19 protein-coding genes are annotated in these 22025 nt (G+C 46.8%); 5 read left to right on the top strand and 14 right to left on the bottom strand.

Translation table 11 applies throughout. The features are described from left to right. Window positions 1-81: 81 nt before the first annotated feature. The 11 genes from rpoS to mazG form a co-directional block, all read right to left on the bottom strand. On the bottom strand, window positions 82-1062 hold the full coding sequence (gene rpoS / locus SHEWPOL2_RS03715; protein ID WP_037426208.1) for an RNA polymerase sigma factor RpoS: 981 nt from the start codon (window positions 1060-1062) through the stop codon (window positions 82-84). An 80-nt stretch (window positions 1063-1142) separates the two neighbouring features. Further along, window positions 1143-2039 carry a peptidoglycan DD-metalloendopeptidase family protein gene (locus SHEWPOL2_RS03720; protein ID WP_037426210.1) on the bottom strand — a complete coding sequence of 299 codons (897 nt, stop codon included), beginning with the start codon at window positions 2037-2039 and terminating at the stop codon, window positions 1143-1145. A 59-nt stretch (window positions 2040-2098) separates the two neighbouring features. Then, entirely contained in the window at window positions 2099-2734 is a 636-nt protein-coding gene (locus SHEWPOL2_RS03725; RefSeq protein WP_037421172.1) for a protein-L-isoaspartate(D-aspartate) O-methyltransferase, read from the bottom strand. Beyond that, window positions 2731-3480: a 5'/3'-nucleotidase SurE gene (gene surE, locus SHEWPOL2_RS03730; protein ID WP_037426213.1), complete on the bottom strand. Its 750-nt coding sequence runs from the start codon at window positions 3478-3480 to the stop codon at window positions 2731-2733. Before surE ends, SHEWPOL2_RS03725 begins: the two co-directional genes overlap by 4 nt. Next, on the bottom strand, window positions 3477-4604 hold the full coding sequence (locus SHEWPOL2_RS03735) for a tRNA pseudouridine(13) synthase TruD (protein WP_037426216.1): 1128 nt from the start codon (window positions 4602-4604) through the stop codon (window positions 3477-3479). The genes surE and SHEWPOL2_RS03735 overlap by 4 nt, the downstream gene beginning before the upstream one ends. Window positions 4605-4633: 29 nt before the next feature. Next, window positions 4634-5113, bottom strand: coding sequence for a 2-C-methyl-D-erythritol 2,4-cyclodiphosphate synthase (gene ispF / locus SHEWPOL2_RS03740; protein WP_037426219.1), 480 nt, complete (start codon window positions 5111-5113; stop codon window positions 4634-4636). A 51-nt stretch (window positions 5114-5164) separates the two neighbouring features. Next, window positions 5165-5914: a 2-C-methyl-D-erythritol 4-phosphate cytidylyltransferase gene (gene ispD / locus SHEWPOL2_RS03745; RefSeq protein WP_037426221.1), complete on the bottom strand. Its 750-nt coding sequence runs from the start codon at window positions 5912-5914 to the stop codon at window positions 5165-5167. Window positions 5915-5924: 10 nt separating this feature from the next. Further along, complete coding sequence (gene ftsB, locus SHEWPOL2_RS03750; protein ID WP_086023979.1) at window positions 5925-6224, bottom strand: cell division protein FtsB; 300 nt, start codon at window positions 6222-6224, stop codon at window positions 5925-5927. Between the two features lie 100 nt (window positions 6225-6324). Continuing rightward, window positions 6325-7620, bottom strand: a complete 1296-nt coding sequence (eno, locus tag SHEWPOL2_RS03755; protein ID WP_011621904.1) for a phosphopyruvate hydratase — start codon at window positions 7618-7620, stop codon at window positions 6325-6327. Window positions 7621-7846: 226 nt separating this feature from the next. Next, a complete protein-coding gene (locus tag SHEWPOL2_RS03760; protein WP_037426224.1) occupies window positions 7847-9475 on the bottom strand; it encodes a CTP synthase in 1629 nt (542 codons plus the stop codon). A gap of 116 nt (window positions 9476-9591) precedes the next feature. Continuing rightward, window positions 9592-10533, bottom strand: coding sequence for a nucleoside triphosphate pyrophosphohydrolase (mazG, locus tag SHEWPOL2_RS03765; protein WP_037426227.1), 942 nt, complete (start codon window positions 10531-10533; stop codon window positions 9592-9594). Between the two features lie 972 nt (window positions 10534-11505). On the opposite strand from mazG, the gene SHEWPOL2_RS03775 reads away from it, so the two are divergent. Then, on the top strand, window positions 11506-11772 hold the full coding sequence (locus tag SHEWPOL2_RS03775; protein ID WP_011073503.1) for a hypothetical protein: 267 nt from the start codon (window positions 11506-11508) through the stop codon (window positions 11770-11772). 407 nt (window positions 11773-12179) lie between these two features. Here the strand turns inward: SHEWPOL2_RS03775 and relA are convergent, their stop codons facing one another. Both relA and rlmD read right to left on the bottom strand, forming a co-directional pair. Next, window positions 12180-14387, bottom strand: coding sequence for a GTP diphosphokinase (gene relA / locus SHEWPOL2_RS03785; protein ID WP_037421144.1), 2208 nt, complete (start codon window positions 14385-14387; stop codon window positions 12180-12182). A 190-nt stretch (window positions 14388-14577) separates the two neighbouring features. Beyond that, window positions 14578-15927, bottom strand: a complete 1350-nt coding sequence (gene rlmD, locus SHEWPOL2_RS03790) for a 23S rRNA (uracil(1939)-C(5))-methyltransferase RlmD (RefSeq protein ID WP_037426233.1) — start codon at window positions 15925-15927, stop codon at window positions 14578-14580. 101 nt (window positions 15928-16028) lie between these two features. Between rlmD and barA the strand changes: the two genes are divergently transcribed. The 3 genes from barA to SHEWPOL2_RS03805 all read left to right on the top strand — a co-directional run bounded on the left by barA (window position 16029) and on the right by SHEWPOL2_RS03805 (window position 19786). After that, window positions 16029-18836 carry a two-component sensor histidine kinase BarA gene (barA, locus tag SHEWPOL2_RS03795; protein ID WP_037426236.1) on the top strand — a complete coding sequence of 936 codons (2808 nt, stop codon included), beginning with the start codon at window positions 16029-16031 and terminating at the stop codon, window positions 18834-18836. Continuing rightward, window positions 18811-19410 (top strand): YjaG family protein, encoded by a 600-nt coding sequence (locus SHEWPOL2_RS03800; RefSeq protein WP_037426239.1) that lies wholly within the window; start codon window positions 18811-18813, stop codon window positions 19408-19410. Before barA ends, SHEWPOL2_RS03800 begins: the two co-directional genes overlap by 26 nt. A gap of 142 nt (window positions 19411-19552) precedes the next feature. Next, a complete protein-coding gene (locus SHEWPOL2_RS03805; RefSeq protein ID WP_037421131.1) occupies window positions 19553-19786 on the top strand; it encodes a DUF3319 domain-containing protein in 234 nt (77 codons plus the stop codon). Window positions 19787-19788: 2 nt separating this feature from the next. On the opposite strand, the gene lldR is transcribed toward SHEWPOL2_RS03805, so the two are convergent. Next, the gene (gene lldR / locus SHEWPOL2_RS03810) at window positions 19789-20688 is read right to left on the bottom strand and encodes a LysR family transcriptional regulator LldR (RefSeq protein WP_037426242.1); all 900 of its coding nucleotides are present in this window, start codon (window positions 20686-20688) and stop codon (window positions 19789-19791) included. 252 nt (window positions 20689-20940) lie between these two features. Here lldR and SHEWPOL2_RS03815 point away from each other — a divergent pair, with 252 nt between their 5' ends. Then, entirely contained in the window at window positions 20941-21903 is a 963-nt protein-coding gene (locus tag SHEWPOL2_RS03815) for an AEC family transporter (protein ID WP_037426245.1), read from the top strand. Window positions 21904-22025: the final 122 nt, after the last annotated feature.

Below are 22025 nucleotides of genomic sequence, written 5' to 3' on the forward strand. Positions count from 1 at the left end.
AGCTTTGTTCATCGTAACTTAATAATAAAAACGCCCACAAAGTGGGCGTTTTTTTATGGGTTGATTAAACAACCTTAAGCATTAGTTTCTAAATAAAGCCTCTACAGATAGCCCTTGCGCCCCCAGCAAATCGCGCATGCGTTTTAGGGCTTCCACTTGAATTTGGCGAACACGTTCACGGGTGAGGCCAATTTCAGCACCGACGTCTTCAAGGGTTGAGGGTTCATAACCTAACAAACCAAAGCGGCGCGCTAACACTTCTCTTTGCTTGGTATTGAGTTCGTTAAGCCATTTCACCACTGAGTTTGAAATGTCTTCATCTTGTACTTTGTAGTCAGGGCCTACGTTGTCGTCATCGGCCAGCACATCGAGTAACGCCTTGTCGTTATCGCCACCTAAGGGGATATCGACAGAGGTGATCTTCTCATTGAGCTTCAGCATACGGCTGACGTCAACACTGGATACTTGCAGTTTTTCGGCAATTTCTTCTGCCGTAGGTTCGTGGTCAAGTTTTTGCGCTAATTCCCGAGCCGTACGTAAATACACGTTGAGTTCTTTTACCACATGGATTGGCAAGCGAATCGTGCGGGTTTGATTCATGATGGCACGTTCAATCGTTTGTCTGATCCACCAAGTCGCATAGGTTGAGAAGCGGAAGCCTCTTTCTGGATCGAATTTTTCCACCGCACGGATCAAGCCAAGATTACCCTCTTCGATTAAATCCAGCAGCGCTAAGCCACGATTATTGTAACGACGGGCAATTTTAACCACGAGTCGCAGGTTACTCTCAATCATGCGATTACGGGATTTTTCGCAGCCTTTTAAGGCCTTACGGGAAAAGTAAACTTCTTCTTCTGCGCTAAGCAGTGGGGAAAACCCTATTTCACCTAAATAGAGCTGGGTGGCATCAAGATTTTTTTGCAGGTCATCTTGAACCTGTTGTTCGAGTCCTAGTTCTTGAACTAAATCAGCGGCAATATCCTCTTTATCGAGATCAAACTCTGCGGTATCTACGGAAAAATCTACTAGTTCTTCTGCGGCAGTGCTATTTATGCGGCTCATGATCAAATCTCCCAAACCTAATGTAAACTGCTTGAATTACTGCAATTTTTTATCCTCCATGCCAACAAGGCCCTAAACAATCATTGCTTAGGTAAATAGTTAAGTGGGTTAACAGACTGACCGTGGTAACGGATCTCGAAGCGAAGCATTACCTGATTAGTACCTGTACTGCCCATTTTTGCAACTGTCTGTCCAGCGAGGACATGTTGCTTTTCTTCGACTAAGATCTGATCTGCATGAGCATAGGCACTAAGGTAATCGTCACTATGTTTAATAATCACTAAATTACCGTAACCCCTAAGAGCACTACCTGCGTATACCACCCGCCCATCTGCAGCGGCTTTGATGATATCTCCGCGTTTTCCTGCGATCTTAATTCCTTTATTTCCCTGCTCATTGGCAGAGTATGTCCCAATCAATTTACCTCTTACAGGCCATTGCCACTGGCTTACACTATCGGGTAGTGTCGATGTCGGAGCAATTATTAAAGGGTTAATATTTTGTTGGGAACTTGTTGCAGAATACGCAGGCTTTGCTTTCTGATCAAGTGTTTTTTTCGGTGTTTCACTAGATACAGAATTCTGAGAAAAATCATCACTAACTGATTGTTTTTTATTTTTATTATGCTGATATCCACCTTTATTTACCGAATTAATTCCACCTAAAGTCGTAGAAGGTTTACTATTTTGATTATGGTCATATGTTAAATACAAAACCTGACCAGGATAGATGGTATACGATTTATCTAATTGATTAATTTTAGCAATTTCGGCGTAATCTTTGCCTGCAGCCCAAGAAATAGAGTAAAGAGTGTCGCCTTTCTTAACTTTATATGAATTGGATTTAATATTGCCTTTGTTGTGCTTTGAATAATTGTGGGAAAGACTTTCGACAGGTGCGGGGCGACTCGCCTGAAAGCTACAGCCCGCAAGCAACAACAGTAAACTGAGGTTTAAAAGTAAACCCGCATTCAACAATAAAAACTCCTTTTTGGGGCTATCTTACTGTTTTAGTAATTTATAAATCGATAAACGCGCTATGCAAGCTCACCATTTACTAAAGGAACAAATTTGACTGTCTCTATCACTTCAGAACTAAAACTATCCAAGTGACGCGTAATCCGCATCAATTGCTGCGTTTCTTCACCCACAGGGATAATTAATACACCGCCTTCGGCTAACTGGGATAATAACGCTTCAGGAACCTTTGCGGCAGCTGCGGTGACCATAATGCCATTATAGGGACTACGATTCTGCCAGCCCTGCCAGCCATCGCCATACTTAAAGGAAACATTATGCAGATCGAGCCGCTTTAATCTTTGCCTTGCTTGGATCTGTAACGTCTTTATACGTTCCACAGTGCAAAGCTCTGGTACTAATTGGGCGAGAATCGCCGCTTGATAACCTGAGCCCGTTCCAACTTCAAGCACCTTATGTGGCTGATGCTGCAGCAGTAACTCAGTCATTCGCGCGACGATATAAGGCTGAGAAATGGTTTGCCCTTGACCAATAGGTAAGGCTGTATTCTCATAGGCTTTATGGGCTAACGCATTATCAAGAAACAATTCGCGTGGTGTATAGGATATTGCCTTAAGCACGGCTGGATTGCGGATCCCCGCATCCTGAAGCTTTTTCGCTAAATTCACCGCCGATGTTAAGGCAACTCGAGTCATATTTTATCTACCCAATTTTGCAATATCGATAATTGTTTATACGCGGTCAAGTCTACGGTTAACGGAGTGATCGACACATAACCATGAGCAATGGCATGGAAATCGGTACCTTCACTCGCATCTTGTTCAACACCCGGTGGGCCGAGCCAAAAAATTTCTCGTCCTGCGGGATCTTGCGTACGCACAATGCCTTCAGCTTTATGCCGCGCTCCAAGGCGCGTCACTCTTATGCCTTTAATCTCATCCAACGGTAAATCCGGCACATTGATATTGAGGATCTGATCACTGGCAATCGGGTGCGCTAATAGCCCCTGCACGATTCGCCGCGCGTAAACGGCGGCAGTGTGATAATGCTTAAAGGCTTTGCCATTAAGCGAAATCGCTACCGCGGGGAAGCCTAAAAAACGCCCTTCCATTGCCGCCGCGACCGTACCCGAATATAAAGTATCATCCCCCATATTCGCGCCAGCATTGATGCCCGATACCACCATATCCGGCTCACCATCACAGAGCTCCCGTATGGCTAAGTGGACGCAATCTGTTGGTGTACCGTACACCGAAATATAACCATTATCTAACCTATTAATTCTTAATGGATTAGTCAAGGTTAAAGAGTTACTTGCACCGGAACAATTACGATCAGGTGCGACCGTCATCACAGTGGCGATTTCGGCAAGCGCCTCCGTTAAGGCTTTTATTCCCGGCGCATTCACCCCATCATCATTGCTGACAAGGATGCGGATCATAAAGTGGACTCGCCATTATCGATTAGATTGACCTCTGCAACATCGCTTTCAGTTGCAGTATTTGCCTCAGGAGCATTCGTATCCGGCGTAACTGTTGCTTGCCATTGCAGCTCTTTCACATCTTGATAATCAACCAGCTCTCTTAACAGCGATGTCGCAAAGCTACCCGCAGGTAAAATAAACTCGAGTACCAATCCATCCGCGGTTTGCTCGTATTTAAGTCCTTGAGGTTCCAGTAGCAATGGGCGGCGTTCCTGCTCAAGACCTGCGTGCTCAAGGCCGTAGCAATCGTCGCCCAGCTCAGCCATGGCTTGGGTTTCAACCTCGGCGGCTTCGCCCTGCGGCAGCATTTTTCCGCGACCCCAAAGTGGCGCAGAAAGTTGAATATCCTTCTCAATCAAACGTTTTAATACCACTAAATCCCATTCAGGCGTAACGAAAAAGCTTTTGCTGCCCGCCAGCATCACGCAATCCCCCGCTAAGGGTTTAGTGCCATAATTGGCTAAACGATAGGAGACAACGGTATTGAATAGATTGGAGCGCACCGCAGACAGATACATGCTGCGCTTATTACGGTCTTTCACCTTTTTGCCCGCCAACATTTGCCGTCCCATCACCAGGTTTTTACCATCATGCCCAAAACGCTGCTCACCAAAATAATTGGGCACACCTATTTGGCTGACTTTCTCGATGCGGCTGATAATGTCTTCCACGTTTGTGACATTGCGCAGGGTAAGGATAAAACGGTTGCCCAAGAGCGCGCCAATACGTAATTTTTTGCTGTGGCGACTACTGGATAATATGGTTAGACGGTCGCTATTAAGCTCACTCCATACTGGCGTTTCTTTACCAGGGATGCGAATACCGAACCATTGCTCTGTGATGGCATTTTTATCTTTTTGTCCTGCATAGGTCACTTCTTTGGGATGAACCTTAGCGAACTTTGCCAGCATTTCAGCCACTTGTACCGTGTTCAATCCATCCTTACGAATGTGGACTAAATGATGTTCGCCCTCGCCCGACGGGCTAAAAGGCAAAATCTCTTTGACGATAAAGTCGCTGTTAACGGTTCTTAAATCTGCGGTGCCCGTCGGTTTGCCGTACAGGTAATGTAGTTCGCTCATGGGTCTTTCTTATCTCTTAAAGTTGCAGGCTATTGGCGGCTGAGTAATACGACGGCTTCAACCGCGATGCCTTCTTTACGGCCGGTAAATCCGAGTTTTTCTGTGGTAGTGGCCTTGACGTTGATATCTGCAATATCAGCATTAAGATCGGCTGCCAGCACGTGGCGCATATCCTCGATATGCGGCGCCATCTTAGGCACCTGGGCAATAATAGTGACATCCAGATTACCCAGCTCAAATCCCTTCGCCCGCGCTAAGGCATAACAATGGCGCAGCAAAACGCGACTATCGGCGCCCTTATAGGCGGCATCGGTATCAGGGAAATGTTTACCTATATCCCCAAGGGCCATCGCCCCTAAAATGGCATCGGAGATGGCATGCAGGACAACATCACCATCGGAATGAGCTACCAGCCCCGTTTCGTAGGGTACTTCGACCCCGCATAAAATTAACGGGCGCGGTTCACCAAATTTATGAACATCAAAACCATGGCCGATACGGATTTTCATGACTTATTTCCTAACGTATTTAATAAATTGCGCAATTCACTCAGCTTGCCTTCAAGCCTTAGCACGCAGTAAAAAAAGTTCTGCTAACTCCAAATCATCGGGATGGGTCACTTTAATGTTATCCGCCCGCCCAGCGACTAATCCAGGGGAAATTCCCGCCCATTCCATTGCCGAGGCTTCATCGGTCACAACGGCCCCTGCGGCAAGCGCGGCTTTTAAATGCAATCGCAACAAGGAGGTTGGGAATAACTGCGGCGTCAAGGCATGCCAGAGATTATCGCGGCAAACGGTCGAGCTGATTTCACCTAAGCTATTGGCGCGCTTCATGGTATCGCGGACTGGCATCGCCAAAATGGCACCTTGGGGAAAGTGCACCCGCGAAGCCAGCAATTTATCTATGTCTTGCGCCGTTAAGCAGGGTCTAGCCGCATCGTGTACTAAAGCCCAACCATTGTCGGGCGCCTTATCGAGTGCCGCCAGCACTGAGTCGGCGCGCTCAGAGCCGCCAATAACAGTCACCAGCTTGGGATGCTTGGCCTGGGGTAACGCGGCAAACTCGGTATCCTCAGGATGCAACGCGACAATCACTTGGTTAATTTGCGGATGGGACAATAACTTGTCTAAGGTATGAGCCAGAATGCTTTGCCCCAACAAAGTTAAATATTGCTTGGGTTTACCCGCGCCCATGCGGCTGCCAATCCCTGCGGCTGGCACAATCGCAACCACATTAGGTGAAAAAGGATCCAGCTGAATAGCGACTTCTGTTTCAGTCTGTGGCGCGGCTTCTAAGACGATATCCATTTGTGCTCCGTTACTGCGAGGGACTCGATACTGCACGGTCACCGCCCACCACGCGATAGAAGGTTTCGCCCTCCTTCACCATGCCAAGCTCGTTACGCGCCCGCTCTTCAATCGCTTCGGTACCACTCTTAAGATCGATAATTTCTTCTTTAAGCACTTGGTTACGCTCATTGAGTTTTGCATTACCATCTTGCTGAGCCGCAATCTGTTTTTGCAGAACAAAGTATTCGGGCAGACTGTTATCGCCCGACCACAGCCGATATTGCAGTAAACCGAGTAGCACTATGAGTGCAATGACAAAAAATTTCATGGAGGAATTAGCGTCAATGTCTTGGATTAAAAAAAGATACTGCAGATAGTACAACAAAAAAGGCCACCAAGTGGTGGCCTTTTTACATCGGTCGGCTAAATTACGCCTGACCTTTGATTTCTTTCAAACCGCGATACGGTGCTTTTTCACCTAATTGCTCTTCGATACGTAGCAATTGGTTGTATTTAGCCACACGGTCAGAACGGCACAGTGAACCGGTCTTGATTTGGCCAGCCGCAGTACCTACCGCTAAATCAGCGATGGTGGCGTCTTCAGTTTCACCGCTACGGTGTGAAATCACCGCAGTGTAACCCGCCGCTTTTGCCATACGGATAGCCGCTAAGGTTTCAGTTAATGAACCGATTTGGTTGAACTTAATCAGGATTGAGTTTGCAATGCCGTTCTCGATACCACGGGTTAAAATCTTAGTGTTGGTTACGAATAAATCGTCGCCCACTAATTGGATCTTGTCGCCCATGATCTTAGTTTGGTATGCCCAACCATCCCAATCTGACTCGTCCAGACCGTCTTCAATAGAGACGATTGGATATTGTTCAGTCAGTGACTTCAGGAAGTCAGAGAAACCGTTTGAATCGAATACTTTGCCTTCGCCAGACAGGTCATATTTACCGTCTTTGTAGAACTCAGAAGCCGCACAGTCTAATGCTAGAGTCACGTCAGTACCCAGCTTGTAACCTGCTAATTCAACAGCTTCTTTGATTACCGCTAATGCATCAGCGTTAGAAGACAGGTTAGGTGCGAAACCACCTTCGTCACCCACAGAAGTGCTTAAACCTTTACCGTGCAGTACTTTTTTCAGAGTGTGGAAAATCTCAGCGCCCATACGTAAAGCTTCGCGGAAGTTTTTCGCGCCAACAGGTTGCACCATGAATTCTTGGATATCAACGTTGTTATCCGCGTGCTCACCACCGTTGAGGATGTTCATCATCGGTACTGGCATAGCATATTGGCCAGGTGTGCCGTTTAATTCCGCAATGTGAGCGTATAAAGGCATGCCTTTAAATGCCGCAGCCGCTTTAGCCGCCGCTAAAGACACAGCGAGAATCGCGTTAGCGCCTAACTTGTCTTTGTTTTCAGTGCCGTCTAAGTCGATCATGATTTGATCAAGTTCGGCTTGGGCAGTCGCATCTTTACCGATTAACGCAGCACGGATAGGACCGTTTACGTTAGCCACAGCAGTTAATACACCTTTACCTAAATAACGGCTCTTGTCGCCATCACGCAGTTCTAGTGCTTCGCGGCTACCGGTAGAAGCACCAGATGGCGCAGCCGCCATACCGATAAAACCACCTTCTAAATGCACTTCGGCTTCAACTGTTGGGTTACCACGAGAATCCATAATCTCGCGACCAATCACGTTAATAATCTTAGCCATATTACCCTCGATTTAAGTTTAAAAGAGAAAAGAAAAAACCAATACCAATGGGAATTAACAGATGTAGAGTACGACCAAAATCTTTAAATTCCGTTTACTATTTCCGTCTATACGCATGTCGTTTATACACATGGGTATGAGTTTTGACTCATGTTTACGCGGCCTGAGTGTAACAAAAGGCCGGGCCCACTGTCGCGGGTCCGGCCTTAAAATTTATTTCTTCAGATCACGTTTTTTGATGTGCACTCGCGGCAGCAACGAAACCTTCGAACAATGGATGACCATCGCGTGGGGTCGAAGTAAATTCTGGGTGGAATTGACCCGCTACAAACCAAGGATGATCTTTGAGCTCAATCATCTCAACCAGTTTACGGTCAGAAGATAAACCACTAAATACCAGACCCGCTTGTTCTAAACGTTCTCTGTACTTGTTGTTCACTTCGTAACGGTGACGGTGACGCTCAACACAAGTGTTACCTTTGTACGCTTGCGCCGCTTTTGAGCCTTCCAACAGGTGACATAACTGCGCACCTAAACGCATAGTGCCACCTAAATCAGAGGCTTCATGGCGTTGTTCAACATTACCTTCTTCGTCAACCCATTCAGTGATTAAGCCAACCACTGGGAATGGCGTTGCTTTATTGAATTCGGTTGAGTGAGCATCGGCCATGCCAGCAACGTTACGGGCAAATTCAATCAGTGCCACTTGCATACCTAAACAGATACCGAAGTATGGCAGGTTGTTTTCACGGGCAAATTTAGCCGCCTGAATCTTACCTTCCACACCGCGCTCACCGAAGCCCCCTGGGACTAAGATACCGTCTAAACCTTGTAAGACTTCATCGCCTTTGGCTTCTACGGTTTGTGAGTCGATATACTTGATAGTCACAGATACGCGGTTTTTCAGGCCTGCGTGTTTTAACGCTTCGTTGACTGATTTATAGGCGTCTGGCAGTTCGATGTATTTACCTACCATACCAATCACGACTTCGCCGTTTGGATTGGCTTCTTGGTAAATGACGTTTTCCCACTCAGACAAGTCAGCTTCGCGGCATTCTAAGCCAAAACGCTTAACCACTAAGTCATCTAAACCCTGTGAGCGCAGCAGCGCAGGGATCTTGTAGATGCTGTCGACGTCTTTTAATGAAATAACTGCACGTTCTTCAACGTTACAGAATAATGAAATCTTCGCACGCTCGTTGGCAGGAATCGCACGGTCGCCACGGCAGATCAATACGTCTGGTGCAATACCGATAGAACGCAACTCTTTTACAGAGTGTTGAGTCGGTTTGGTTTTCACTTCGCCCGCAGCGCCTAAGAATGGCACTAAGGTTAAATGCATAAACAGGGTACGATCGCGGCCCAGTTCAACGCCTAATTGGCGAATAGACTCAAGGAATGGCAGTGATTCGATATCACCCACAGTACCGCCGATTTCAACGATAGCCACATCGTGACCTTCGCCACCAGCTAATACTTTTTCTTTGATCGCGTTAGTGATGTGCGGGATCACCTGAATTGTCGCGCCTAAATAGTCACCGCGACGTTCTTTACGTAATACTTCTTCGTAAATACGGCCTGTGGTGAAGTTGTTGCGACGATTCATCTTCGTGCGGATGAAACGCTCATAGTGGCCTAGGTCGAGGTCTGTTTCTGCGCCGTCCTCAGTCACAAACACTTCACCATGTTGCGTTGGGCTCATGGTACCTGGATCAACGTTAATGTATGGGTCCAGTTTCATGATGGTTACATTGAGACCACGGGCCTCTAAAATTGCGGCTAATGAAGCGGCTGCAATGCCTTTACCTAGTGATGAAACCACACCACCAGTAACGAAGATATACCTTGTAGTCATGCTGAACCTGAGAAAATGAGTTTGAAAATACGTGCTTGTAAGAAAGCACTAGGACGGGGCAGTAGTATACCAAAGGTGTTGCCATTCGACAAACACCAATCCGGATAATTTGCCCTTTATCTTGGCTCGCCCTGTTTAACCTTATCCCAGTAGGCATCTAACTCTTCTAAGCTATGTTCTTCTAATGCTTTATTATTTTGTCTTGCAAATGCCTCTACACCTTTAAAACGGCGTTCAAATTTAACATTGGCTTGGCGCAGCGCTTGTTCTGGGTCCACCTTTAAATGACGCGCCAAATTCACCACTGCAAATAATAAGTCACCCATTTCGGCCTGAACTTTGGCTTGGTCGAGCGTTGGCTGGTTCACCTCCGCCAGCACTTCCTCAATTTCCTCATGGATTTTTGCGACAACGGGCTCAAGCTCAGGCCAATCGAACCCAACGCGCGCGACCCGCTGTTGAATTTTGATAGAACGGGATAACGCTGGCTGTGCGCGCGGAATATCATCCAGCACAGAAACCTCGCTTGGTGAAGTCACCCCAGCCGCTAATGCCTTTTGCTCACGCTCGCTGGCTTTGATTGCTTCCCAATTGACCTTCATTTGCTGACTACTAGCATCGGCCTCAAACGTGGCTTCGCCAAACACGTGGGGATGACGGCGGGTGAGTTTGTCGGTGATTTTATTGACGACAGTGCTGAAATCGAACCTGCCCTGCTCTTTACCTAGCTGGCAATAAAATACCACTTGGAATAATAAATCCCCCAGTTCATCGGGCAATTCGTCTAAGGCTAAACGTTCAATCGTATCGGCCACCTCATAGGCCTCTTCGAGGGTAAAAGGCACTATGGTTTGAAATGTCTGCGCCTTATCCCAAGGACAACCCGTTTGCGGATCGCGCAGCTTCTCCATAATCTTCAATAGTGGAGCGACATCGGTTGCTGAAACTGCTGCTGCGGGAAGCTTGTTTGGTGATGGCACTTTTGAAGAGAGTTCTTTTGTGGATAGCTCTGTTGCTGAAAGCTCAGTAGTAGAAGAAGGCGTGATATGGGAAGTCATGCTGATATCCTTTCAAGAGAGTCGACACAGGCCAATGCGCCGGATGCGTAAACAGGAATACACTCAAGCTGAGTCGCAACTAAGGCTGTAATAAGGGCAATAAAGCGCTAATGATAAAGTAGCCAAGCTCAAAGTGCTATTTTGAGTCTGATATTAGGCTTTAACGAAGAGGATATGCCCTAAAACTAGATAAGTATGTCGTCAGGTGTGTAGGATGAATTGTCATTGTTTCCCCAGTGACGCGCCGTGAATATGTCCCTATAGGCTCGACGGCGACATCCATGTCGCCAACGGTCACAGTTGCAACAATGACAATCTTTACGACCATCGAACTGTTCATCTGGCTAAAAGCTTTTTGCCCCAAAGTGTGTTTTGCAGTTCAAAAGGGAAATAGACCAAGTAAAGCTTTGCCTATAGAAAAGTTGATGGTTCGACTTAGAAGTTATGTATCCCATCTTTTTCGTAGTTTGAATACTTTAATCAAAATCAAAGTCGTGGGGCTTCCCCCCACACCCGACCAAGGAGGACTGCTCGTCCTATCCTCCTTGGATGCTCCAAGACGCCCCAACGGAGTTGAAAGCCCCTTGTGCTCATTGACAAATTTGCTATCGCTTCCGAAGGATGCGTCCCTGCACCTGCGAAAGCTAGCTCGCCATCCGTGGCGAGACTCACGCAATTTGTCTATTCGCCCGCGGCAACTCCGAGGGGAGGTGTATTCCTTGGAGTTTTGAGTCGTTAGATAGCGATTCATCTGCAAAAAATAAGCGTGAAAGAATGGAAAAAGGTAAAACGATATCAAGTAATTACCATCAAACTGTATATAAAAATCGCTACCGCAAAAAAGTTAATTCCTATAGCATCATTGATATCACTTGAAATGGATGTGGCAGCGGCCAAGTCCAACAAGCGATTTATGCCCTGCAAACAGTGCAGCGCATAAATACTAAGACGTTAGCCATACAAGGAAAATGCGTGCAGATTACAGTAAAAGGGCCAAGTTTCTGGTGTCAGGAAGATGAAGATAAGTTTTTTGAGTGGATTTACTCTCTGCCAAATTATCAGTCGGTAACTGGCCGCGGCTTGGATTTAATAATTGAGCTAAATGAGCCAGTATCGCAGAGTACAATAAACCAGTTGTTCGTATTATTTAAACGTTGGGAGCTAGATTTTAACTCTTTGGCTCCTCTAAAAAATGTCAACAAAAGCCATGTCGCTTGGATCAATGAGTTCTTCAAGTAAAGTATGGTTACCAAGGCTAGGCATGGCGACGTCTTTTTTCCTCCGACTTCGCCCCCAAGACAAAGCTGCTCATGCTGGCGGCGTTATCTCCATAGAATTTTTAATCCGAAACAAACTAGTTAGAGTTAAGGATTTAACTCGGGAATGTCCCAAAGCATGCTGTGTGTCTCTTTAAAACCTACAGCCAACAACGATGCTAGGAAGCTGAGCAATGGTGATTTGCGAGACGACCGTCCGCCCCACGGATGGGGCGGTCGAGCATCCAAGGACGGACTCGCTGCGCGTCGGGGAGCAAATGCCATTGCTCAGAATGGTGAACAGCCTCCGCCCCCCCAATCTATATCTCTTATCAAAGTTTTCCATATTGCTAATTTCGAGGCTAATCGCTTCGAAAGGTATTGCTAACCTTAAAGCCGTCTTGCTTCTATCACGCTATCAACTTGGGAGAGCTTAGATAACACCCGCGATAAGCCATCGAGATTATAAAGCTCTAATTCCAGCTCAATGGCTGCCGTTTGATTCTTAATATCCGATGACGAGCTCATGGCAAGTACATTGGACTTTTCGGCGGCGAGTACTGAGGTGAGATCCCGCAATAAGCCGCTGCGATCATGGGCTAATACGCGCAGACGCATACGATAACCGCCGGAGTAATTTTCGCCCCAAACCACATCGACGCCACGCTCTGGGTGAACGCGCATCAACTCTTTCACCTGCTCACAGTCGGAGCGATGCACCGAAATACCACGCCCTTTGGTGATAAAGCCTAAAATCTCATCCCCTGGCACGGGCTGGCAGCAACGGGCGATATGACTAAGTAAGTTACCCACGCCATTCACTTCCACCTGCCCACGGCTGTTGGTACCAGATTTGGGTTGGCTCTTCTTAACTAATTCTTCAACTGCATCTTCTTCGCTAGCCTCATCGAGGCGCAACTTACTTTGGATATGGTTAACGACTTGATGTAACCGCACATCACCGCCGCCAATTGCCGCAAGTAAGTCGTCCATACTCGCCATATTAAAGCGCTCAACGGCAATGGCTGCATCTTTGATTTTAAGGCTCACTCGCGCCAGCTCGGCTTCGAGCATTTCTTTACCGGCGATAATGTTTTTATCGCGGTCTTGCTGCTTAAACCAATGCTGAATTTTCGAGCGCGCCCGCGAGGTGCGGATATAACCTAAGTTTGGATTGAGCCAATCGCGCTTAGGATTAGGGTGCTTCGAGGTAATGATCTCGATACGCTCACCCGTTTCAACCTGATAAGTAAACGGCACAATGCGGCCATCGACCTTAGCACCGATACACTTATGGCCGACCTGCGAGTGAATATAATAGGCAAAGTCGAGCACGGTTGAGCCAAGTGGCAAGTCAACCACTTCACCGCTTGGGGTAAACACATAGACTCGGTCTTCAAACACTTGGCTGCGGACTTCTTCGACCAAGTTGCCGCTTTCGACCACGTCCTCCTGCCATTGCAGAATTTTTCGCAGCCAATTGATTTTTTCTTCGTAACCGCTTTGCTTACCGGAGTGATTACCTTCTTTATATTTCCAGTGCGCGGCAACCCCCAGCTCTGCATCTTCATGCATATCTTGGGTACGAATTTGAATTTCAACGGTTTTCCCCTCAGGCCCCACCACAACCGTATGGATGGATTGATAACCGTTAGGTTTAGGGTTGGCCACGTAATCGTCGAACTCGCGCGGGATATGGTGCCAAAGTGTATGCACCACCCCTAAGGCGCCGTAGCAGTCCTGCAAACGTTCGGTGACAATCCGCACGGCGCGCACGTCAAACAACTCATCAAACTTGAGGTGTTTGCCCTTCATCTTGCGCCAGATGCTGTAGATATGTTTTGGACGACCATACACCTTAGCGCGGATATGATCCTCATCGAGGCGTTGTTGCAACTGTTCAACAAATTTTTCGATATAGACTTCGCGGTCTAACCGCTTACCATCAAGCTGTTTGGCAATATCCTTGTAGGTATCTGGATGCAGATAACGGAAGGAAATATCTTCTAATTCCCACTTTAACTGACCAATCCCCAAACGGTTAGCGAGCGGCGCATAGATATCGGCAATTTCGCGGGCCAGCAAGACGCGGGTTTCTTCGTCGGCATTTTTCACGGCGCGCAGCAAACAAACACGCTCGGCCAGTTTTATCACCACGGCGCGCACGTCTTCGACCATCGCCAGCAACATGCGGCGGATATTGTCGATTTGCGGCTCGGTTGAGCGGCTATTGGGATTGATTTTTAACGCGCCAATGGCATCCATGGTCACCACGCTGGCGACTAACCGCGCCAGCGGCTCACCAAACTTTTCTTTGATCGCTTCTTCATCTAATAAACCGGCATCAAACACCACAAACAGTATGGCCGCTTGCAGCGTCTCAATGTCCATATTCAGCGGCGCGAGGATTTCAATCATCTCGCGGGCACGTTCGAGCAGTTCTCTTTTCGCGGCAGGACTCTTAGCGGGTAAAGCATCGACCTGCTCAATCAGGGCGAGTAAGGTTTGCGCCTCATCGACATGACTAACATAGCGAGCCACCCACTCTTCAAGATGAAAATCGGGATCATTAAAGTGCGCTTCGCGAACAGAGACCATCTTAATTTGTTTCCTTATTCGTGCTCAGAGAAAAGTGGCACCACCTCGGCACTCCTATCTTCAGCATTGGCACGGACTTGTCAAACCCAACGAGACGAAACTTCACATTTTTTACGTTATTCAAACGCTTTGCTTACTTTACACTCAAATAACGCGGGCAAGTGAGAAAACCTTGCCCCACCGATAAGCCTTATTTTGCAAGCTCAAACAACGCCATGGCTTCGATATGATGTGTCTGCGGGAACATATCGATTAAGCCTAACTTTTGTAACTTGTAGCCACGTTCGAGTAACACCGCACTGTCGCGGGCTAAGCTTGCCGGATTACAAGACACATACACCACTTGGCGGGGTTTCATCTTCTTAAGCCATTGCAAACTCTCAAATGCACCCGCGCGCGCAGGGTCGAGTAGCAATTTATCAATCTTACCCATCCAAGGCTCACAGGATAAATCGGCACTTAAGTCGCCATGGTAAAAGGTTAAATTGCTTAAGCCATTTGCCGCCGCGTTTTCACGGGCTTGGCTGACCATTTCTGGCACCCCTTCAACCCCAATCACTTCGGCGCCCAGTTTAGCTAAAGGCAAACTGAAGTTCCCCATACCACAGAAGAGATCGAGAATACGCTCACCCGGCTGCGGTGCTAACCAGTCTAACGCCTGCGCCACCATGGCCTTGTTAATTTGCGCATTGACTTGCACAAAGTTACCCGGGGTAAAGGTTAAGCTCACAGGCGTTGCATCGGCTTTATCATCAAGTAGCTGATAAACGGGCAATAACAGCGAGCCATTCACCCCATGGAACTCACCGTTGTTATCCTGCAAACAAATATGGATTTGATGCTGCTCGGCAAACTGCGCAAGCTTTGCCATGTCCTTATCATTTAAGGATTTAGTGATCCGAATTACCGCAAAATGGCCGTTGTCGGCATCAATTAATTCTACATGCCCAAGACTCGATTTGGCCGCCAGTTGATTAAGCAACTTAGCAAACGGGGCGATTAAATCCGCTAAGGGCTTAGCCAAGACTAAACAGCTATCAATAGGCACCACTTGGTTGCTGCTCGATGCACGAAACCCAAGGCTTAACTGCTTGGTATTTTTATCAAATAGGGTCGCAAGGCGTGCGCGGCGGCGATAGTGCCAACCTTCGCCGGTCAATGCAGGCACTGAGTTGCCTTCGGCGCCGGCAAACTTGGCCATAATATCAATCAAGGCCGCCGACTTATGCTCACGCTGGCCAGCTAATGACATATGCTGCAAATCACAGCCACCACAGCTTTGGTAATGTGGACATAACGGCGTGACTCGCTCAGCGCTTGGCGTCTCGATTTTAATCAGCTTGGCTCGGGCATAGTTTTTCTTTTGTTCGGTCAGCTGCGCCTGCACGGTTTCACTGGGCAAGGCCCCGGGGATAAATACGACTTTTCCCTGATGTTGTGCTATACCTGCCCCAAGGTGATCGAGCTGGTGCACGCTGAAGGATTGCTTCGCGGACAATTGCTTGGAACTATTTGGTTTTGCTTTAAAAAATTGTGCCATTTCGGCCTCTAAATCAATAAAAAACTGGTCAAGACAGCCCTTTTTCTGGCAGTCTTATAAAATTATATCGTCCCTAGAACTTAGGAAACTGCGCTGCGGCTATGAACCCTGTCAACAACATGACCAAATACAGCTTACGTTCCTGGGTTCTGGTGCTTGCGCTTGCGCCGACGATCTTAGTCGGTATTCTGCTGGGCAGCTACTTTACCATAAATCGCTTCTATGAACTCGAAGATACGCTGATTGAACAGGGCAGTAATATTATCGAGCCTTTAGCAATTGCCAGCGAAGTGGGACTGGTCGGTAATGATAGGGAAGCAACGAAAAGACTCCTTGCCGCAGCCCAACTCAATAAATCCACGCTGGTTAAATCGATTGCGATTTTTGATATCCATAATCAACTCTTTGTTACATCGCACTACCATAAAGATTTCGAGATCATGCGCTACAAAGAGGCGCTAACCAATCTGCATAAAACCGAAATTGAACATGTAGGCGACAGCCTTATTCTACGCACACCTATCTTTGCAACCGCTCAGCCGACGGGCGGCGAGCCTGCAAATTTTGATATCCAAACCGATAATGGCGAGCTGCTCGGCTATATTTCGATCATTATCAATAAAGAACGCGCCTTGCTAGAGCAACACAGAGCCGCCGTGGCCGCCTTTATTATCGTGTTGATTGGGGTGCAATTGAACCTGTTGTTTACCTTTCGTCTGGTTAAAAACGTCACCCAGCCGATTACCGAAATGGTGCGGGTGGTCGCCAAAATCCGTGAGGGTAAACTGGATGCGCGGCTCGAAGGTAATCTTATCGGCGAGCTAGATCTGCTAAAACGCGGCATTAATGCCATGGCAGGATCATTATCGGAATACCACGATGAGATGCAGCAAAATATCGATCAGGCGACATCGGATCTTCGGGAAACCTTAGAACAGATTGAGATCCAAAACGTCGAGCTCGATTTAGCCAAAAAACGCGCGTTAGAAGCCAGCCGCATTAAGTCAGAGTTTTTGGCGAATATGTCCCATGAACTGCGAACACCGCTTAATGGTGTGATTGGTTTTGCGCGCCAACTCGTTAAAACCCCGCTGCACTCGAGCCAAGTCGATTACATTAATACCATTGAGCGCAGCGCGACTAATCTACTGGCGATTATCAACGATATCCTCGACTTCTCGAAACTTGAAGCCGGCAAAATGGTGTTAGAAAACATGCCATTCGGCCTAAGGGAAACCCTAGGTGAGACAATCACTTTAATCTCCGGCAGTGCGCAGGCCAAAGGGCTTGAGTTAGTGGTTGATATTGCGCCGAATGTCCCCGACAACGTTAACGGCGATGCCATGCGTGTATGCCAAATTATCAATAATTTAGTGGGCAATGCTATCAAGTTTACCGACTCAGGCAGCGTACTGGTTAAATTAGAATTACAAGCGCAGACCGATGAACAAGTGGTACTGCGCTGTGATGTTATCGATACCGGGATTGGGATTGATGAAAGTCAGCAAGACTTCCTGTTCCAAGCCTTTGGTCAAGCGGACTCCTCGATTTCCCGCCGCTTTGGCGGAACAGGGCTTGGATTAGTCATCACCAAACGCCTCGTCAATCAAATGGGCGGCCAAATTGGCTTTACCTCTTCGGTGGATAAGGGCTCTAACTTCTGGTTCACCCTACCATTAGGCCTTGGTCAATTCCAAATTGGTGATTCACTACCGCTTGAAAAACTGAAAGATAAAACCGTGCTCTTTTATGAGCCCAGAGTACTCACCCATTCAGTGATTAGTCGCCAACTAACACAGTGGGATACTAAGGTCACTCATCATCAACATATTCCTAGTTTGCAGACAACCCTATCAACGACTGAGCATCCGTTTGATTATGTGTTATTGAGTTGCCATGGATTTAGCAATCCCAATCAATTGGTGAGTACGTTAAATCTAGCCAAGACAAAAACAGATTGTTTAGTCGTGCTATTCGACTGCCAAGAGCAAGACATGTTAAGTCAGTTTATTCGCCCCAATGCTGACGTGGTATTGTCTCTGCCAGTAAGCGAGCACCAACTGGCGCGTAATATGCTCTATCCACCAATGGAATATGACCTATTACCACCCGCAAGTATTACAGTTCCAGCGGCGCGCCAATCGCTTACCGTATTAGCGGTGGACGATAACTTCGCCAATTTAAAACTGATTGATACGCTGCTTAACGAACTAGTCACTACCGTTATCGCCGTCAATAGCGGTGAAGAAGCGGTAAAACAGGCGAAGACTCGCACTTTTGATCTTATCTTTATGGATATCCAGATGCCAGGCACCGATGGCATCAGCGCGACCAAGCAAATTCGCCAAGGGTCGATGAACCGCAATACGCCGATTATTGCCGTGACCGCCCATGCAATTGCCGAGGAACGTGAGCTAATTTTAGGTAGTGGCATGGATGGTTATTTGCCCAAACCCATAGATGAAGCCGCACTTAAAGCAGAGATTAACCGCTGGATTACTCGGCCCAAATTCACTCACTTTGATTTACATACCCTCAACTGGGATCTTTGCTTAACCCAAGCTAACCATAAGTCTGACCTAGCATTAGATATGCTACGCATGTTATTGGAATCGTTACCTCAAACGGTCTCGGCGATAGAGACGGCACTGAGTCAAAACGATCAAACCACGATGCTCAGCACTATCCATAAACTTCATGGCGCCAGTTGCTATTGCGGGGTGCCGACCACACAGCGATTATGCCAAGAGATTGAATCGGCATTGAAACGTGATGCCCGTGTCGAAGATCTCGAACCGGAAATACTAGAGTTACTTGATGAGCTAACTAAGGTAGAATCGGCGGCAAAACAAGTGCTATCACAGCTATCAGCGGAAATAACAGATGACCAAAAAAACGGGCTTCTTTAAGCGTTTAAAAGCGCTAGAACTACCACAGAAAAAACTCTTTGCCATTGCCCTTTGCCAACGAATGTTGCCTAACTATCAACTGTTTTCAGAGGTTTGTGAGTTTGGTGATCCTGCGGTATTAAGCACTGTGCTCGAGCTTCTTTGGCAATCCCAGTACGACAATAAGCTGAAATTCAACATCGATGTGCATCTGCAACGCTTAGAAGATAACACCCCAGATCCTGTCGATTTTGATAGCTATGGCGTATACCCAGCAATGGATGCCGTGGTTGCACTTTCCACTTTGCTTGGGGCGATTCAAACCAACCTTGAGGAAGATATAACCAATATCAGCAAGTTATCCTCAAGCACTGTGGCGAACTATATCGAGACTATCAGCGATGTAGAGTTAACCGATGATGCCTTAGATGACTACGTCTTCGCCCATGAAGTAATGGAAGAAGAGCGCGCGCTACAAAATACCCTGCTGGAAATTATCGAAGAAAACTCTAAGATCACTGCCGAATTAGTGAAGGGTTTACGCAAAGAGATTATCGAAGCGGGTGTATCGAATATCGGGATCAGCGTCGCATAATAAACCCGTTTAAGGTCTAGGGTTTATCTCTTCAGTTGCATTGAAAATCCGGTGATGTTACCTAACATTTTTACTGCTTAGGTAGCATCAGCGACGGGTTTGAATCACCGGAGGATAGAGTTAACTCTATAACCCATTCAATATGAAAAAAATTGTTTACCAAGGTTTTATTTTAACCAATAGCGAAGGCCTTACCGATACCTGGAAACTCACCATAGGCGGGCAAAACCGTATTGGCTCTCTATTTGAATTACGCCGTTTAGTGAATTATTACCGTGAGCTTGGGATTGTGCCCGCCACCCGCGCGAGCCTGCAAGATGCGAAGCAAACGCAAAACTCCATGAGCCAAAATACGTTAAAACCCCGTAAACGTTAATCTTAAGCCATTGAAAAAAGTTCGGGCGCTTTGGATTGCATAAACTCGATAAACACCTTCACTTTCAGCGGTTGCTGACTACGTTGGTGATATAGAATCGAAATCCTACGTTGTTCGCCAATCCATTCCGGTAAGAGCACTTTTAAACGCCCTTCTTTAATCTGTTGTTTTACAAATAATTCTGGCCCATACAGAATACCACCATGATCTAAGGTCGCTTGAATCGCGCCATGGAGATCCGTGAGCGTGAGTTTTGTTGGGCCATTAAAATAGAAAGACTCGCCATTAGGATGCTTTAAATGCCAATTAAACAGCGGCCAAACTTTGATCAACTGATGGTTTTCAAGATCATCGGGATGGATCAATTCAGGGGCATGGGCTAAATATTCCGGCGTCGCAAACAAACGATAATCAAGCTCACCTAAAGTACTCGACACCCAAGAAGAATCAGGCTGTGCACCACCGACAATCGCGACATCAATCCCTTTATCAATTAAATCCACTAACTCATTGCTTTGGGAAATGTGTAAACGAATATCGGGATATAAACGGCCAAACTCGTTTAATGCGTGAATAAAGATAATTGAAATAATTGAGATTGGCGCAGCTATCCGCAATGTGCCTTCAGGTTTATCGCTGCCAATGCCACTGAGCTCATCGAACTGTGCAATCGCACTCTGATATCGCTGAAATAACGCTAAACCTTCCTCGGTTAACCTCAGCTTACGGGTACTTCGCATAAACAATTGCTTATCGAGTTTTTCTTCAAGCTTGGCCAGCTTACGGCTCACGGTGGCGATAGGCATATCGAGCACTTTCGCGGCTTGAGAAAAACTGCCCGCATTCACCAAATGCACAAACAGATAAATTAACTGCAGCTCAGCGCCAACATCATCAGCCATGTTCAATCCCATCGTTTAGCGTGAGTGCCGCTCACAGGTATAAGGCACTAACTCATTGTGTTTTAAACGTAGAATTATTCATTTCTACGACCATAGCGCAATAGCTTCCAAGGTTAATCCTATGCTATTTTGCCAATAAGTTTACTGCGCTAACACCAATTATTGTCAATTACCCTAGGTATTATTCCCTGCTAGCGCACCCACAACGTCTTCTTGCGGGAAAGCAAAAACACAAAAGGATGAGTGAGGGATATGACCATTTTAACCCCTCTGTTTGCCGTCTTCGGGATCATGCTGCTCGGCACACTTGTACAAAAACTGCGTTTTCTCCCAGTAGAAACCGACCAAGTGCTCAATCAATATGTCTACTATATTGCGTTTCCTGCCATTCTCTTGATTGCACTGGCCCAGCAACCGATCCAAGAAATTCTGCAATGGGGATTTATTGCAGGCTATAGCGCCGCCATGCTGATGATTTATCTGATTTGTGTTGGTATATCCTTACTTTTCAATCCTAAACAGCATGCAATTGCCGCCGTGCGCGCCTTAAATGCCACCTTTGGCAATACCGCATTTATTGGTATTCCGCTGCTGGTGATTATATTTCCTGAACAACAAAGCGCCCTAGTTGCCGCCGCCATAGCCAGTTTATTGTCCGTGCTTATGTTTGCCGTGGCCTTGGTCTCGCTGGAGCTTACGACAAATACCCACAGACAACACCACGCCGTAGTGATCATGTGTTTAGCTGTGGTTAAAAATCCCATCGTTATCGGCTGCTTTATCGGCATTGCAATTTCGGCATTGGGGATAACACTGCCCTCTGGCGTAGCGATGATGATCCAACAAATTGGCAATACCTCAAGCCCCTGCGCTTTATTTGCCGTTGGCATGGTATTAGCCAAAGCCATGCGCTACCAAAAAGATAGCAAGGTATTTAGCCTGACGAATCTTATCGAACTTAGCCTTATCAACCTCTTTAAATTAATCCTACAACCCGCATTGGTTTTCTTCATGCTTAAAAGCGTGGGCGTTAGTGGAGATTACTTAGTGATGGGTGTAATCCTCAGTGCCTTACCTACGGCGGCCAGCGTCTATTTACTTGCTCAGCGCTATAACACCCAAGCCTCAACCAGTGCGCAGGGGATATTATTTGGCACTATAGTGACTTTTTTTAGCTTACCTATTTTAGAGCAACTTGTTAAAACCTATTCATAAACAAGCGATTAAACTCTAGCTTATTGCAATGTGTCGAATATTTACCCAAAGCCACTTTACTGTATATAAAATCAGTATATACTGTTTATCAATACAGTGATTTGGTAAGTTTTTCGACAGGA

The sequence above is a fragment of the Shewanella sp. POL2 genome (assembly GCF_000282755.1).
Lineage (GTDB): Bacteria > Pseudomonadota > Gammaproteobacteria > Enterobacterales > Shewanellaceae > Shewanella > Shewanella xiamenensis.

What these genes read in the sequence shown, in the direction of transcription:
- SHEWPOL2_RS03735 (WP_037426216.1), bottom strand. Translation starts at nt 4,604, where the DNA reads ATGAGCGAACTACATTACCTGTACGGCAAACCGACGGGCACCGCAGAT.
- lldR (WP_037426242.1), bottom strand. Translation starts at nt 20,688, where the DNA reads ATGGCTGATGATGTTGGCGCTGAGCTGCAGTTAATTTATCTGTTTGTG.
- ispF (WP_037426219.1), bottom strand. Translation starts at nt 5,113, where the DNA reads ATGAAAATCCGTATCGGCCATGGTTTTGATGTTCATAAATTTGGTGAA.
- ftsB (WP_086023979.1), bottom strand. Translation starts at nt 6,224, where the DNA reads ATGAAATTTTTTGTCATTGCACTCATAGTGCTACTCGGTTTACTGCAA.
- SHEWPOL2_RS03800 (WP_037426239.1), top strand. Translation starts at nt 18,811, where the DNA reads ATGACCAAAAAAACGGGCTTCTTTAAGCGTTTAAAAGCGCTAGAACTA.
- SHEWPOL2_RS03760 (WP_037426224.1), bottom strand. Translation starts at nt 9,475, where the DNA reads ATGACTACAAGGTATATCTTCGTTACTGGTGGTGTGGTTTCATCACTA.
- SHEWPOL2_RS03805 (WP_037421131.1), top strand. Translation starts at nt 19,553, where the DNA reads ATGAAAAAAATTGTTTACCAAGGTTTTATTTTAACCAATAGCGAAGGC.
- surE (WP_037426213.1), bottom strand. Translation starts at nt 3,480, where the DNA reads ATGATCCGCATCCTTGTCAGCAATGATGATGGGGTGAATGCGCCGGGA.
- barA (WP_037426236.1), top strand. Translation starts at nt 16,029, where the DNA reads ATGAACCCTGTCAACAACATGACCAAATACAGCTTACGTTCCTGGGTT.
- mazG (WP_037426227.1), bottom strand. Translation starts at nt 10,533, where the DNA reads ATGACTTCCCATATCACGCCTTCTTCTACTACTGAGCTTTCAGCAACA.
- ispD (WP_037426221.1), bottom strand. Translation starts at nt 5,914, where the DNA reads ATGGATATCGTCTTAGAAGCCGCGCCACAGACTGAAACAGAAGTCGCT.
- SHEWPOL2_RS03725 (WP_037421172.1), bottom strand. Translation starts at nt 2,734, where the DNA reads ATGACTCGAGTTGCCTTAACATCGGCGGTGAATTTAGCGAAAAAGCTT.
- rlmD (WP_037426233.1), bottom strand. Translation starts at nt 15,927, where the DNA reads ATGGCACAATTTTTTAAAGCAAAACCAAATAGTTCCAAGCAATTGTCC.
- eno (WP_011621904.1), bottom strand. Translation starts at nt 7,620, where the DNA reads ATGGCTAAGATTATTAACGTGATTGGTCGCGAGATTATGGATTCTCGT.
- SHEWPOL2_RS03815 (WP_037426245.1), top strand. Translation starts at nt 20,941, where the DNA reads ATGACCATTTTAACCCCTCTGTTTGCCGTCTTCGGGATCATGCTGCTC.
- rpoS (WP_037426208.1), bottom strand. Translation starts at nt 1,062, where the DNA reads ATGAGCCGCATAAATAGCACTGCCGCAGAAGAACTAGTAGATTTTTCC.
- relA (WP_037421144.1), bottom strand. Translation starts at nt 14,387, where the DNA reads ATGGTCTCTGTTCGCGAAGCGCACTTTAATGATCCCGATTTTCATCTT.